This window comes from Streptomyces roseirectus, from assembly GCF_014489635.1.
GTDB lineage: Bacteria > Actinomycetota > Actinomycetes > Streptomycetales > Streptomycetaceae > Streptomyces > Streptomyces roseirectus.
Window position 1 is genome coordinate 1,234,826 of record NZ_CP060828.1, and the last position, 14,249, is coordinate 1,249,074.

At 70.6% G+C, this 14,249-nt stretch carries 13 protein-coding genes and 2 pseudogenes; 4 read left to right on the top strand and 11 right to left on the bottom strand.

What is annotated here, in order from left to right:
* The first annotated feature begins 245 nt into the window (after window positions 1–245).
* Window positions 246–1,454 carry a DegT/DnrJ/EryC1/StrS family aminotransferase gene (locus IAG44_RS04955; protein WP_187745903.1) on the top strand — a complete coding sequence of 403 codons (1,209 nt, stop codon included), beginning with the start codon at window positions 246–248 and terminating at the stop codon, window positions 1,452–1,454.
* Between the two features lie 320 nt (window positions 1,455–1,774).
* On the opposite strand, the gene IAG44_RS04960 is transcribed toward IAG44_RS04955, so the two are convergent.
* The 3 genes and pseudogenes from IAG44_RS04960 to IAG44_RS44710 all read right to left on the bottom strand — a co-directional run.
* The gene (locus IAG44_RS04960; RefSeq protein ID WP_187745904.1) at window positions 1,775–3,079 is read right to left on the bottom strand and encodes an NsdA family TPR-like regulatory protein; all 1,305 of its coding nucleotides are present in this window, start codon (window positions 3,077–3,079) and stop codon (window positions 1,775–1,777) included.
* A 139-nt stretch (window positions 3,080–3,218) separates the two neighbouring features.
* A complete protein-coding gene (locus IAG44_RS43275) occupies window positions 3,219–3,386 on the bottom strand; it encodes an alkyl sulfatase C-terminal domain-containing protein (protein ID WP_246561499.1) in 168 nt (55 codons plus the stop codon).
* A gap of 4 nt (window positions 3,387–3,390) precedes the next feature.
* A pseudogene (locus tag IAG44_RS44710) lies at window positions 3,391–3,600 on the bottom strand (hypothetical protein); the annotation flags it as partial.
* A gap of 273 nt (window positions 3,601–3,873) precedes the next feature.
* Here IAG44_RS44710 and IAG44_RS43285 point away from each other — a divergent pair.
* Complete coding sequence (locus IAG44_RS43285; RefSeq protein ID WP_187745905.1) at window positions 3,874–4,548, top strand: transposase; 675 nt, start codon at window positions 3,874–3,876, stop codon at window positions 4,546–4,548.
* Window positions 4,508–5,212: a DesA/ISL3 alpha bundle tail domain-containing protein gene (locus tag IAG44_RS04975; protein ID WP_187745906.1), complete on the top strand. Its 705-nt coding sequence runs from the start codon at window positions 4,508–4,510 to the stop codon at window positions 5,210–5,212. The genes IAG44_RS43285 and IAG44_RS04975 overlap by 41 nt, the downstream gene beginning before the upstream one ends.
* Here the strand turns inward: IAG44_RS04975 and IAG44_RS04980 are convergent.
* From IAG44_RS04980 to IAG44_RS04990, 3 genes are read right to left on the bottom strand one after another with little or no spacing between them, the layout of a single operon-like run.
* Window positions 5,202–6,422: a glycosyltransferase gene (locus IAG44_RS04980; RefSeq protein ID WP_187745907.1), complete on the bottom strand. Its 1,221-nt coding sequence runs from the start codon at window positions 6,420–6,422 to the stop codon at window positions 5,202–5,204. The genes IAG44_RS04975 and IAG44_RS04980 overlap by 11 nt on opposite strands.
* Window positions 6,407–7,081: a histidine phosphatase family protein gene (locus IAG44_RS04985; RefSeq protein WP_187745908.1), complete on the bottom strand. Its 675-nt coding sequence runs from the start codon at window positions 7,079–7,081 to the stop codon at window positions 6,407–6,409. Before IAG44_RS04985 ends, IAG44_RS04980 begins: the two co-directional genes overlap by 16 nt.
* Entirely contained in the window at window positions 7,078–8,244 is a 1,167-nt protein-coding gene (locus IAG44_RS04990) for an MFS transporter (protein WP_187745909.1), read from the bottom strand. Before IAG44_RS04990 ends, IAG44_RS04985 begins: the two co-directional genes overlap by 4 nt.
* A gap of 304 nt (window positions 8,245–8,548) precedes the next feature.
* Between IAG44_RS04990 and IAG44_RS04995 the strand changes: the two are divergent.
* A pseudogene (locus IAG44_RS04995) lies at window positions 8,549–8,653 on the top strand (transposase family protein); the annotation flags it as partial.
* A gap of 285 nt (window positions 8,654–8,938) precedes the next feature.
* Here the strand turns inward: IAG44_RS04995 and IAG44_RS05000 are convergent.
* The 5 genes from IAG44_RS05000 to lnt form a co-directional block, all read right to left on the bottom strand.
* A complete protein-coding gene (locus tag IAG44_RS05000; protein ID WP_187753138.1) occupies window positions 8,939–9,178 on the bottom strand; it encodes a hypothetical protein in 240 nt (79 codons plus the stop codon).
* 260 nt (window positions 9,179–9,438) lie between these two features.
* Window positions 9,439–10,095: a DUF2637 domain-containing protein gene (locus IAG44_RS44200; protein WP_425508515.1), complete on the bottom strand. Its 657-nt coding sequence runs from the start codon at window positions 10,093–10,095 to the stop codon at window positions 9,439–9,441.
* 478 nt (window positions 10,096–10,573) lie between these two features.
* A complete protein-coding gene (locus IAG44_RS05010; protein ID WP_246561501.1) occupies window positions 10,574–11,197 on the bottom strand; it encodes a DUF2637 domain-containing protein in 624 nt (207 codons plus the stop codon).
* An 831-nt stretch (window positions 11,198–12,028) separates the two neighbouring features.
* Window positions 12,029–12,514, bottom strand: coding sequence for an NUDIX hydrolase (locus IAG44_RS05015; RefSeq protein WP_187745912.1), 486 nt, complete (start codon window positions 12,512–12,514; stop codon window positions 12,029–12,031).
* 67 nt (window positions 12,515–12,581) lie between these two features.
* Complete coding sequence (lnt, locus tag IAG44_RS05020) at window positions 12,582–14,192, bottom strand: apolipoprotein N-acyltransferase (protein WP_187745913.1); 1,611 nt, start codon at window positions 14,190–14,192, stop codon at window positions 12,582–12,584.
* Between the last annotated feature and the right edge of the window lie 57 nt (window positions 14,193–14,249).

Genomic DNA, 14,249 nt, shown 5'->3' on the forward strand with positions numbered 1-14,249 from the left:
GCCGTCGGGAGACGCCTCAGCGGATGTTGAACGTGTTGTACGGCGACCACGCCCCGGACGGCACTCGAACCCGCAGGTCAGAACGGGCCGTCCAGGGTTCACGGACAGGGCGCCGGGGGTGCGGGGGCAGTCGGCACAGGGACACGGAGATGCCCCGCCCGGAGCCGGACGGCCAGACTGGCATCCCCGGTCCCCGGTCCGCGTACAGCGGCCGGCGGGGCCGCTTGTCCGGCGAGAGAGGCAGCATGACCAGTCCCGCTGATTCCTGGCCCACCTATGACGAGGGCGACACCTTCCTCACCGGAGCCGACGAGGCCGCCGCGATCCGCGCGGTACTGGGACGCCGGTACTACCGCTACGACGCGCGCCCGCTCCAGGAGACCTGGGCGGGACGGCTGGAGGAACGGCTGTCCCGGCTGCTGGGCGCCCAGCACGTGCTGGCCTGCACCAGCGGCACGACAGCGATCGCCCTGAGCCTGCTGGCCCTGGACCTGCCGAAGGGTTCCCCGGTCGCCTGCCCGGGGTTCACGTTCGCGGCGACCCCCAGCGCGATCCTGCTCGCGGGCCACCGTCCGGTGCTGGTGGAGTGCGACGACGACCTGCACCTGGACGTCGCCGACCTGCGCCGGGTCCTCACGGCCGGAGCCGCCGCCGTCGTCGTCGTGCACATGCGGGGCATGGCGTCGGACATGCCGGCCGTGTGCGCGGCGGCGGACGAGTTCGGGGTGCCGGTCGTCGAGGACGCGGTGCCCGTGCTGGGTGTTTCCCTGGGGGGACGGCCTCTGGGCACCCACGGCCGGCTCGGCGCGTTCTCCACCCAGGCCGACAAGCCGGTCAACACCGGTGAGGGCGGCTTCCTCGTCACCGACGACCCCGACGCCTACGCCCGTGCGGTGATCCACTGCGGCGCGTACGAGGGACGGCTCGCCCGGCACTTCCCCGGCGGGGTGCCAGCGGTCGACGAGCGGTCGCTTCCGGTGTACGGCTGGCGGATGGACGAGATCCGGGCCGCGCTCGCGGTCTCGTCCCTGGACCGGCTGCCCGAGCGGATCGCCCTCCAGCGCACGCACCACGACCGGATCGCCGGGGCCCTGGAAGGGGTGAAGGGGATCGCGGTCCGCAGACCCGTGGCCCCGGACGCCTGCTCGGGGCAGCAACTGCTGTTCCGGGTCGTGGACGCCGACGCTCCGCTGGCCGCGCGTTTCGCCGGGCGCCTGCGCGAGCGGGGCGTGCCCGCCCGCACCTACTCCGGCGAAGGGCCCGGCTACAACGCCCGCGCCTACTGGAACTGGCGTTTCCTGGACCTCCCCGAGGACGCCCTCCCCCGCACCCGGCGCCGCCTCACGGAACTCGTCGAGGTGCCGCTCTCCCCCAACCTGACCCCGGCCCACCGCGAGCGGCTGATCAACGCGGTGACCGAGGCGGCCGAGCGATGTCCCGGCCGCGTCCCGTGAAGAACCCGATCCCTCCCCGGAAAGGCTGCCTCCCATGATCGATCCGTTCGACGTGTCCCCCTCACCCGTCCTCTCCCCGCACGCCCCTCCGCCGCCGCCTGTCCATCGCCCCGAGTCCGGCGAGCACCCCACCGGCCGCAACCCCGACGGCTCCCCGGAGCCGCGTACGGTACACCGGCCGACGACCGCGCCCTGAGCAGAGGACCGGCCCGCGGGATCTTCACCGGCCGCAGCGTGCCTCGGCCGGTGCGCGGCATGGCGTCAGTCAGACCGGGTCGGCTCGATGCTGCCGGAACGGCCGGCGGATGCCGTGCTGGTCCTCACCGCTCTTCGGCAGCACCCGCCTCCCGCCGTCCCTGAACCACCCGCTTCCCGCGGTCCCGGGCGGTTCTCGTGGCCAGTGAGCGGCGCAGCGCGGCGGACGGCACCGTCAGCGCCGCTGTCCTCAGTTCCGCGCATTCCCTGCTCAGCGGGCGTTCGTGCTGGAGCGCCTCGTCGACGCGCCCCTGGGACAGGAGGGCGGCGGCCAGGCGCAGGCGGGTCATGGCGGCACCCCGCCGGTCGTCCCGGGAGCGGGCGGACAGGGCGTCCTCGAAGGCGCGGACGGCGGCGCTGCCGTCGTGCAGGGCCAGCAGGGTCTCGGCGCGCTGATACTCGAAGTCCGCCCTGCCATAGCGTTCGGCGGACGGCTCGTCGGCCCGGTCTCCGGTGGCCCTGTCCGCTCTGGCCAGGGCGGACAGGGCGTCGGCGCGGTCGCCGCGGTGTGCCGCCACCACCGCCAGCTGGGTCTGGGTGAACGCCTGGACGGCCGGGGGTGCCTTGCGGGCGGCGTCGGCGGCCAGTCCGGCGGTGGTCCCGGCGATCCGCCGCTGGCCGAGTTGGTGGGCCTGGGCGCTCAGGGTGCGCAGCGCGATGACCGCGGGTTCCAGGTGCCGGGCCTCGGCCGCCAGCCGCCACGCCTCTCGGTAGCAGTGCTGGGCCGCTCCGTGGTGGAGGTCGTCGGCGTACATGCGGCCCAGCAGCAGGGTGAGCCGTGAGGCATCGGGCGAGAGCCGGCGCCGTTCGGCTTCGCGGGCGGTACGCAGCCGTTCAGCCACCGCCTCCGTCAGGTAGGTCCGCAGTGTCTCCCGGGCGAAGCCGCCGCCCTGCTCCAGGAAGGCGCGGGTGAAGAAGGTGACGGCGCCGCCGAGGGGCCCAGCCGCCTCCTCGCGTGGCACCCGCCCGAGACGCTCGTGGAGTTCGCTCCTGGCCGCCGGCCCGGGCAGCGAGCCGGCGGGCCGGTACGGGGTGTGGACGGACAGTCCGCTGGCCAGCTCGCGCAGGCGCCGGTCGGGTTCGCCGGACGGACGCGCGGTCGGCTGCGGGACGCGAGTGGTGAGACCCGCGTCCTGCGGGGTGACGGCCCTGCGGGTACGCCGGCTGAGCACTTCGCACACGAGAGGGACGGTCCGCTCCGCCGGCCGGCTGCCGGCCAGCCAGTGCGCCACCGAGGTGCGGTCGTAGCGCAGGGTCAGGCCGATCTCGGCGCCTGCCGCGTTGACGGCGCGGGCGAGTATGTCCTGGGTCAGATTCGCTTCGTTGAGCAACTCCCGCAGGCGTGCGTTGGGGTTTCGGGTCCGCGCCATGCGCTCCTCCAGGCGGTTCTGTCGTCGTGCAGCGCGTGTGCGCGGACATCGCATCACGGTCTGCTGGGCGCAGAACAAGGGCGCATTTGCGGTGAAAGGTTTTATCTAGGGAGATTTCACCTCTATCGGTGCGGCTTCCTCAGGGCGTCACGAGAGCGAAGTCGGGGTCCGGGGCCTCCAGCAGGCCACCCAACGTGGCCAGAACCGTGGCGTCGCCGTCGAGCGTGACGCGGCCCGCCGTGATCTCGTCGAGGAACGTGGTGGTCCGGGCGAGGACGCCGTTCAGAGGGCCGTCCGGGACAGCCACAGCGTCACGTGGGGCCGTTCGCCGCGCGGGGCGTCGCCGGGCATCGGGGTGAGGGCACCGTTGGACAGCAGCAGCGTCCAGGTCTCGGCGACCTGCCGGGGGGGGTGCGCGCCTCGACGATGTCGGGGGCGGAGCGGGTGGGGGTGCCCAGGATTCCCTGGCGCAGTTCTGCCGCGCCCATCAGGTAGAAGTTGCGCCAGGTGCCGTTCTCGCTGCCGTGGCCGAGGCGTTCGAAGGTGTCGGTCCGGAGGGCGCGGTGGCTAGGGCGGTTTCTTTCGGGGTCTGGCGCAAGTTCCGGGCTCTGTCGCGGATTTGGGGGTGGGTGATGATCAAGACCAGGCGGGCATCACCTGTGCGTGGGGGATGTGCTTTGTCTCGCTGCCCTGCTTCTCCCTGAGGCCGGTGTGACGATAGATGCGGTTGTTCTTGAGGATGCCGAGGTTCGTCTTGCAGTGCGGTCCACGGCGGAGGCCGCCCCCTGTCCGGGATGCGGCTGGAGATCCTCGCGCGTGCACGTCGTCTCGTCTGCGGCCACAAGAGCTGCGAACGCCGGACGTTCGCCGGGCAGATCCCGGACCTGACACGGCGCCACGCACGCCGCACGAATGCGCTCACCGCTCATCTCACCGACATCGCCCTGTTCCTGGGCGGACGTGCCGGCGCCGGCCTGTGCGGACGCATGGCTGTCAGCACAGGCAAGGACACCCTGCTCCGTCTCCTTCGCGCCCTGCCCCTTCCACAGCCGCAGTCCGTCCCGTGTCTCGGCGTCGACGAGTTCGCCGTGCGCCGCGGCCGTACCTACGCGACGATCCTCGTCGACATGAGCACCCACCGTCCCGTCGATGTCCTCGCGGACCGCGCCGCGCGCACCTTCGCCGCCCGGCTGCGTGAGCATCCTGAGGTGCGGACCGTCTGCCGCGACCGCGCCGGCTCCTTCCGCGACGGCGCCCACGCCGGCGCACCACAGGCCCGGCAGGTGGCCGATGCCTGGCACCTGCCGCACAACCTCGCCGAGGCCGTCGAACGAGTCGTCGGCCGACACCGCACCGACCTGCACGAACCTCTCACCGTCCGCACCGGCGCACGACAACGTCCACTCCGCTTCCCCGGGCGAACTCGACGTGCACGGACGGCCCCGGCCGCTGGTCGCCCGCACCCGTGAACGCCACCAGCAGATCCACGAACGCATCGAACGCGGCGACAGCCTGCGCGCCATCGCCCGTGAACTCCATCTCAGCCACGGCACCGTCCTCCGCTTCGCCCGAGCCGCCGACGTCGAACAACTCCTCGTCGCAGCGACCCACCGCCCAAGCCTGATCGACGACTACCGGCTCTCCCTCCATCACCGCTGGACAGAGGGCTGCACCAATGCCGCCGCGCTCACCCGCGAGATCCAGCAGCTCGGCTGTCGCGGCGACATCAACACGGTCCGCCGCCACCTGCGGCCCTACCGAACCGGGACGATTCCGACCGAGGCGCCGTTGCCCCACCTGACCGTCCGCCGGGTCACCGACTGGATCATGCGCCGACCCGAGCGCCTCACCGACACCGAGCGCAAGTGCCTCGACGAACTGTGCGAACGCAGCCCCGCTCTGGCCACAACCGCCCAGTACGCCCGGCGCCTGGCCGCGATGGTGCGCGAACGCCGCAGCGAGCACCTGGCCCTCGACATCTGGCTCGCCGACGTCCGCCTCGACGGACAACGAGAATTCCGCACCCTGGCCGCAGGTATACGCCGCGACCACGCAGCCGTCCTCGCCGCTCTGACCATTGAGCCAGAGCCACTTGAAGTGAACGAAGCCAGGCAATGGAGGGTTACGTCGTGACAGGGCTGCTCACGGCCCGATAGACGTCCAGGATGCCCCGGCTCCACAGGTCGACGGTGAAGTGCTGGGCAACCTGGTCGAGGCAGGAGCGACGGTAGCGGTCGCGGCCTGCGGTCAGGACGTCCAGCAGCCCGCAGGCGAGGGAGATGGGTTCGCGGGCGGGGACGAGGGCGCCGCAGCGGCCGTCGACGACGCTCCAGGCGAGGCCGCCAACGCGGGTGGCGACGACGGGTGTCGCACAGGCCATGGACTCGATGGCGACCAGACCGAACGGCTCGTAGTGGGAGGGGACGGCGGTGACGTCGGCCGCACTGTAGTAGAGAGGGGTGAGTTCGTGGGATACGGATCCGCGGAACTCGGTACGGTCTCCGAAGCCGAGCTGCGCGGCGAGGTCACGCACAACCTGTGTCTCGTGCGCCGTGCCGCCCACGACGACGAGCCGGGCGTGGGGAAGAACCACGGATACCCTCGCGAACGCCTTGACCAGGTCGAGGCAGCCCTTGCGGGCCTCAAGCCGCCCGACGAACAGCACAAGCGGTACACCGAGTGGCAGCCCGAGCCGCTCGCGGGCCGCTGTCTGGTCGAAGGGCCGCAGCACCGCCGTATCCACTCCTGGCGGAACGAGGTGGACAGCTTCTGCCGGAGTACCGAGCAGGTGCTGCATGTCGGCTGCCTCGGCTGGGCAGTTGGCGACGACGGCCGCCGCTTCACGGCCGATGCGGCACTCCTGCTGATGCCGTTCGTCGAACAGCTCCGGTGAGGTCGTGACCGGCTGGTGAGTGTCGAGGCTCTGCCGTCGGACGGCGCCGATGGAGTGGTGGCTGTGGACGACCGGCAGTCCATGCCGGGCCGCGAGGCCGAGTGCGGCGACGCCGGAGAACCAGTAATGGCTGTGGACGACGTCGTACCCGCCGCGCTGTTCGCAGAGGTCGTCGACGCCACGGGAGAAGGCGTCCAGGACCGAGCCGAACCGGTCGCGGGGCATCGGCGCTCTCGGCCCTGCCTCGACCCGGACCACCTGGGCCCCTTCCGCGATCGGCTGCCAGGCGGGGAAGTCCGGCGCGTCCGCGCGGGTCGCGACGTCGACGTGGCAGCCCGAGGCGGCCAGACGGGTGGCCAACTGACGCACGTAGACGTTCTGGCCGCCGTGGAAGTTCGAGCCGGGCAGAGCGAGCGGATCGGCGTGGTCGGAGATCATGAGGACGCGCATGGGAGCGTGCCGTTCTGTACGAGGTGAGCGGTGTCGTTGTGGGTCTGGAGGTCCCAGCGCAGCCCCAGTTCGGGCTGGTACTGGTCCCAGGGCTGTTCGCGCCAGCGGGTCAGGGAGGCGTTGTCGACGGTGACGCCGAGCGGCCCCGGCCACCCCATCGGCAGGTCGAGGAAGAAGTGGTGGGCGGCGTTGACGGTCTCGCCATGACAGACGGCGAGGACGCGCTCACCCCGGTGACGGCGGGTGAGTTCCCGCAAGGCCTGTCCGGTGCGCTCGACGAACGCCGTCCACGACTCGGCGCCGTCGGCGAGCGGGCGGTGCGGCAGATGGGCCGGGATCACGCCGAGTCCCTGGTGCAGCTGGTATCGGGGGACGCCGTCCGCACTGCCGAGGTCCTGCTCGCGCAGCCCCTCCTCGATCCGCACGGGCAGTCCCAGCGCGTGGCCGGCGGCGACGGCGGTCTCCCGGGCCCGGCGGCGCGGACTCGCGTACAGGACGTCGGCGTGCTCTTCGGCGGCCAGCCGGGCGGCGAGACGCTCGGCCTGTTCCCAGCCCACCGGGGTCAGCCCCCGGCAGCCGAGCGGGCCGCCCACGATGTCCTCCACGTTGCACCACGCCTGCGCGTGCCGGATCAGCAACAGTTCGGTCGGACCGGTCATGCCGCCCACACCCCCCTGCGCCGCACGACCGACGTTCCGCATCCGGCCACCAGCAAGACGGCCATGCAGACCAGCAGGACGGGAACGGCGGTGAGTGCGTGGCCCAAGCCGATCCGGTCCGCCGCCGTCCCGATCACCAGGGGCGCCACCAACGCGGCCAGCCCCACCAGCACATGCACCCTCGCCACGGACCGAGCGCCCGAGGCACGGCTCACCCCGACCGCCGCGGACAGACCCAGGGGAAAGAACCGGGAGATGCCGAAGCCCGCGAGCGCGAGACCGGCGAGCGCGACACCGGGTTCGGCGACGAGCCAGAAGACGCAGAACCCGGTGCAAGCCAGCACGACCGAACGCATCAGCGCCTGGACGTCGCCCCGCTGCGAGGTCCGCATCCCTTCGAGCCGTCCGCACAACTCCCCGGCGTAGTAGGCCACCAGAACCAGTCCCGCCGGCTTCATGAGCGCCGGGGAGAAGTAGACGACGGTGATCTCCACCCCCACCCCGACCGCCACCGCACCGGCGACCAGAGCAAACCGCCTGCCCAGCGGAGCCCGGCGGTCGCCGTCCGGCACAGCGGCCCTCTCCCCGCTTTGTTCATCGCGGGGCACCAGCGTGGTGAGTCCCAGGAACAACAGTGCCACCGCGCACCACACGAACCTCCATCCCCCGGAGACGTCCGACACGGCGAGCAGGGAGGCGGGTACCAGCAGCGAGGCCACACTCGCGCACAGGGTCCCGGCCACCATCGACCGTGCGCGTTGCGCCGGTTGCTGCCCCGTCAGCAGGGCCAGACCTCCCGTCTGGACGAACGTCGAGGTCAACCCCACACACAGGGTGGCCGACAGGAGGACCGAAGGTCCCGGTGCCAGGGAGAACAGCACGGCGCTTCCCGCCACAGCCACCATTCCGGCGCGCAGGACGGTCCGCTGCGGCAGATGTGCGGCATACCGGTCGTACACGAGCCCTGCGACGATCATCGACGCGGCGACGAGGGAAGCATGTGCGCTCACGGCGGTGTGGGACAGCTCCCAGGGGTCCTGTACCTGCGCGAGTGTGGGACTGATGGCAGAAAGACACGCACCGTAGCCGAACTGGCTTCCACACAGAGATCTTATAGGCGTTTTTTCAAGCGGAAAGCGCCGAATAGCGCAATTAACCCTCACCCTTGATAACGTAGCGTAATGGTCGCTATTTTTTGTTCAACCGCCGGGCCTTCCACGCGATTTCATCCGTTCGTGTAACCCTCCTTGACGGGCTCTCGTGAGACATTGAGAACAACCGACTCTTCTGTTGTTATGACTCTGCTGGCGATAACTGAGCGAGGTCCGTCCGTGACATGCGGACGGCCGCGCGGGTTTTTCGAGTGAGATCAATGGCATCTCCCACCAACATCTCGACGATTTGACCGAAGAGTTGGCCGAGCCGTGGCGTGCTCCGCGCGAAGCAGAGCTGCATGAGCGGCGCGGCCACGAGCTCGTTGAGCACGTCGCCTGCCTGCGGAAGCTCCGCTGCTTTGACCAGGCACTGCTCACGCTGGTCCACCTGCGCAAGAACGATACGTTCGCCCAGGTCACTCATTTCGAGCTTCACGCCCACAGATCATCGGCGTCGGGTGGGCAGCCTCCACACAGCCTCATTTTCACGGCTGCGCCGACGTCTGGTGTGCCGGATACAAAGACTCGTCGGTCTCCTCACCCGCGTCGAGCCGGGCCAGTACCAGGCCGCGGACGTGGTCGCAAGGCAAGCGGCGAGCAGGTGGATCTTCCGGCCCTCGGCCCTAGCCGCCCCGCGCAGGCTCTTGCCGTCGATCGCCAAACCACGCAGCCGACCGCTGGTGCAACCGCGTCGGTCGGCCAGTCAGCAGCCCACCGCCCGGTCCAGCCCATCGCCGTCGATGCGGCCCAGCAGTCGCCGAACAGTTGTTTCCGCACACAGACACCGCTTCGGGCACAGCGGATCGGGCCGTACGCCCAGACACTCCAGGACCGCGGACGGGGCATCGACGATCCGCTCGCCGCCCGCCGGCAGGGAGATTGCTCCGGCCAGTGCCGCGCACGCGATCAGCTCAAGCGCTACGACCCAGAGCGTGCCGCACACCGCGCGGGTCGGGCACCTCGGCCAATCGCTCCAGCAGGTCCGGCACCTCCTCGGGCACGACCGCACGATGCTCGTGGAGTTGGTCAAAGACAGGCGGAATCGCCAATAATGCGTCGACAGGCACATTCCTCGAACTACACCGGGCTCGCAGATCATCACGAATCGGACGTCGAGTGACTACGCCGAAGCCCTGACCCGCACGTGAGCCGGCACTCAGGTTCGCTGCCGACCAATTCCCCGGCGCATTTCCTAAAAGGTCCTCATCCCGAACCTGCTGACGCATCCCCCGGAACCTTCCGAACAGACCGCGCATCTCTGACGAGAGCCACCAGTTGCCTGGAGCGCCCCGCCCCGATACGCAACTCCTTGCGCAGCGTCTCCGCGGAGATCGGACGCTGGTGAACCTCTCGGTGCCGGACATCAAGTATCCGTGCCTGGCCCAGCAGTGAATCAGCGTCTTCTTCTCCGTACTCCACCTCTGCTTCGCTCCCCGCCCGCTCCGAACCATGGACGAGGAGTTCCACCGAGAACAGCAGCGCGGCGGGAGGCCACCCCGCAACCAGCACCGGCTGCCATTCCAGGGCCGGCGCCGCCGCGATGTTCGCCGCCAGCGAGACCACGATGCCCAGCAGGAAAGCCGACCACACCGTCCCCCGAGCCCGCCGGGTGGTGTCCGCACGGGGCTTCAGCAACCCGGCGGTGGCCAGCAACAACAGCCCGTCGACCGACAATGGCCACAACGACGCGCTGACCTTGTCCGCACCTCCCTGGAGAGCGAACTCCCGCTGGTGAACGTACGAGGCGTACGCGGCGACCCCGGCCACCACGAGGGCGCACAGCGGCCGGACCCACGCATCGACCCGGAAGCCGCGCTTCCCAAAGACCGCCCTTTTCGCCGGTGCCCTCACCGCTTCCACCGCCCGGCGACCGGCCGCGTGGGTGCCCAACGCTCGTGTGCATACCCGCCGACTCCCAAGTACCGGCAAGCCGATCGGGAGAACACAGCGACATGGGAAGAGCATCCGGCCCGTCCATGAGCCCAGGTCAAACCCCCGATGCGGAACCGCCCGAGCCGTGCAGCCGGAACGGCTGATCCCACCCGGCCCGTTGCACATTTATTGCACAACAGGCCGGGAACTCCCGGGAAATCGAGGGAACTGGCGGGAAGTCCTCCGCCACCGCCGACGCCGCTTCCCCGGTCAGCGGACGTGCAGCTCAGCCCCAGGCCGTCACCGGCACGAACGAACTGTCCTGGCGGAACAGCTAGAAGGCAACAGGTACCTCTCCCCCAACGCGAAGCGCGTCCTGGTCGGCTACCTCACTTCTACTCTCCTTACACCCTTGGCCGAGCAGGTCGTCCCGTCCCTCGCCGCGCCTCGTATCACCGATGGAAGGTCAATCAGCGCCACCACCGTTGAGACTGCCCCTGACAACCGCGGCCAACTGCCTGGAGCGATGAGCCCCCACACGCAGTTCCTTCCGGAGGGTCTCGGCCGAAACCGGCCGCTGATGGAGTTCCCGGTGACGGGAATCGAGCATCCGCGCCTGCGCCAGCAACGGATCGCCGTCTTCCGGAGGAGGATCGGCAGTCTCCTCTTTCTCCTCCTGGTCCACCGGACCGGGACGATGCACCAGAAGCTCGACCGACAGCAGCAACGCGACCGGGGGCCAGCCCGCCACCAGGACCGGTTTCCATTCCAACGCCGGAGCGGCTGCGACGTTCGCCGCGAGCGAGACCACGATCCCCAGGAGGAAAGCCGACCAGATCGCCGCCCGCGCCCGACGGACACGAGTCTGAGCGGGCCTGAGCAGGCCGACCGCGGCCAGCAGGAGAAGCCCGTCCACGGACAGCGGCCACAACGAGGCACTGACCCGGTCCGCCCCGCCCTGCAACGCGAACTCGCGCTGATGGACGTACGAGGCGTACGCGGCGACTCCGGCAACCACGAGAGCGCACGCCGTACGGACCCAGCCGTCCAGATTCTCCATCCGGCGCTGGAGATCGGGACGGCCGTTCACAGGGTCACTCATCGTGACCACCGCCCCGTTCGCCGCCCGGCCCAGAGGGCTCAGGGGCGGTCCCGACCGGGGCTCCAAGATCCGTTCCCAGTGCACAATCAGTGCATATTTTCTGGGGAACTCCCGGGAACTCGCAGGTAGAAGCGGGATGCCCTCCGGGGCGGAAACGAGCCCCGACCGGTACATAAGCCCAGGTCAGAGCCATAAAAGCAGACGAGCCGGGCCGTACGCCGGGTTCTGCTTCCTCCGCATGTTCAATCCCCAGGACGGCCGTTGCGCCCCGCCCGCACCAAGGCCATCAGTTACCGCGCCCCTCCCGCCCCGACCCTCGATTCCTCGCACAGCGACTCAGCAGACACCGGCCGCTGATACAACTCCCAGTGATGGGCGTCCACTTGCCGAGCACGCGCCAGAAGCGGATCAACGAGGTCGCTGTCGTCCACGGACGATTCCGCCTCACCGTCATCCCGTGTCATCACCAGTCCGGCACCCCAGAAATTCCACCGCCAACAGCAACGCCACCGGAGGCCGGTCACCAGCACTGGCTTCCACGCCAACATTGGAACGGCAGCCACATTCGCCGCCGGCGACACCGCGATCCCGAGGAAGAACGAGGAAGAACACCACCCTCACCACGTACCGGGCACGACGAACCGCGCACCATCGTCCACCTCGCACTCGCCCCGTCCGAAGACAGCAACGGAAGCGTCATCACCGTGACGACGGCCGCCGCCCGGCGCGGCATCCCGCCGCGCCGACGCGGCGCGACGCGGGACGTCACGGAGGCCGTCGCGTCCCCGCCCCGGACCAGGCGCCCGGCGTGAACGGCGGCTACAGCACCTGAACGGAGTTCTCGAACCAGGTCGGGCCGTCCGACTGGGCCTGCTTGACGCGGGCGACGGCGAAGTCCGGGAGCCCGGCGGGGAGTTCGTCCACCGGGAACCAGCCGACCTCAAGGGACTCGTCGTCGTTGACCCGCGCCTCGCCGCCGGTCGCCCGGCAGCGGATCGTGATGTCCATGAACTGGACGGTGTCGCCGTTGGGGTAGGTGTGCTCCTCCAACGCCTGGACGAGGACGACGCGTTCGGCGACGCAGTGCACGGCCGTCTCCTCGTAGACCTCGCGCACCGCGCACACGGCGGGCTGCTCGCCCGGGTCGGGGATACCGCCGATCACCGACCACTCGCCGGTGTCCGAGCGGCGTCCGAGGAGCACCCTGCCCTCGTCGTCGAAGACGACGGCGGTGACCCCGGGGAGCCAGAGGAGTTGGTGGCCGGCGGAGGCCCGGATCGTGCGGATGAACTCAGGAGTTGCCATGCTCCGACCCTAACCGGCCGATCTTGGCGGACCGGCCGGTGTCGGGAGGCGTACGCCAGGTGTACGGCTACGCGTCACCGGCGCGCCGGGCGCGCAGCCCGGAGCCGATCGCCCAGCCGAGGCCGCCGGCGGCGACGAGGACGAGCAGCATCTCGGGCAGGATGCCCATCGCCGTCGCGGGCGTCTCGGAGGAGCGCAGCGGCACCTTCTGGACGAGGTGGTCGGCGACGAACATGCCGGTCTTCTGCGTGATCCGGCCGTCCGGCATGATGATCGCGCTGACGCCGCTGGTGACCGGGACGACGACCGTGCGGCTGTGCTCCACCGCGCGCACGCGCGACATCGCGAGCTGCTGGTAGGTCATCTCGCTGCGGTCGAAGGTGGCGTTGTTGCTGGGCACGGAGATGAGCTGCGCGCCGTGCGTGACGGTGTCGCGCACGGCCCAGTCGAAGGCGGCCTCGTAGCAGGTGGCGATGCCGACCTTGGTGCCGTCGATGGTGAACACGCCCGGCTTGGAGCCCCGGGCGAAGTCCGCGTGGGCCATCTCGGTCCAGTTCGAGTTGATCGCCCCGACCAGCCCGCGCAGCGGCATGTACTCGCCGAACGGCTGGATCTGCCGCTTGTCGTAGGTCTGCGTGGGGCCCTGCTTGGGGTCCCACAGGATCTGCTCGTTGAACATCTTGTCGTCGCGCTCGACGACACCGCCGACGGAGATCGGCACGCCGATGGCGTCGACCGCCCGGTTGATGACGGCGGCGGCGTCCGCGTTGGCGAAGGGGTCGACGTCGGAGGAGTTCTCCGGCCACAGCACGAAGTCCGGTCTGGGCGTCTTGCCGGCCTTCACCTCGGCGGCCAGCCGCTCCGTCTCGCGCGCGTGGTAGTCCAGTACGGCGCGCCGCTGGGCGTTGAACTCCAGCCCGAGGCGGGGGACGTTGCCCTGGATCGCGGCGACGGTCGCGGTGCCGTCCTCCGCCTTGTCGCTGACCAGCGGGCGCGCTGCGACGGCGCCGACGACCGGGACGGCGACGCTCAGCAGGGCGACGGCGGCGGCCGGCCGCGTCACCCCGCGCGCGAGGCGGCGTTCGCGGGCCAGCCGGACGACGTCGTAGAGGCCGAAGCCGCACAGCACGACGGCGAAGCCGAGGACGGGCGTCCCGCCGACGGCCGCGAGCGGCAGGAAGATCCCGTCGGCCTGGCCGAAGGCGATCTTGCCCCAAGGGAAGCCGCTGAACGGCGCCCGCGCGCGTGCCGCCTCCCCGGCGGTCCACAGGGCCGCCGCCCACAGCGGCCACCCGGGCAGCCTGGACACGGCGGCGACACCGACGCCGACCAGGCCGACGAACACGGCCTCGATCGCCGCGAGCGCGAGCCAGGGCAGCGGGCCGACCTCGACGCCGGTCCACTTCAGCAGCGGCACCAGGAAGCCCAGCCCGAAGAGGTAGCCGAGCCCGAAGGCCGCCTTCCACCGGCGCTCCCGCACCACCCACGCGAACCCGGCGAACGCGGGCAGCGCGAGCCACCACAGGGTGCGCGGCGGGAAGCTGACGTAGAGCAGCACTCCGGAGAGCACCGCGCCGACGGCCGGGACGAACCGCAGGTAGCGGCGTCCACGCGGAGCGGACGCGCCCTCGGGCGCCAACTGGCCAAAGGGCCCTGCGGGGGGTGCGGTGACGGTCACTCCCGGAGTGTACGGCGAGTGACCTTTCGGCCGACAGGACGGTCCTCACACCGCGGG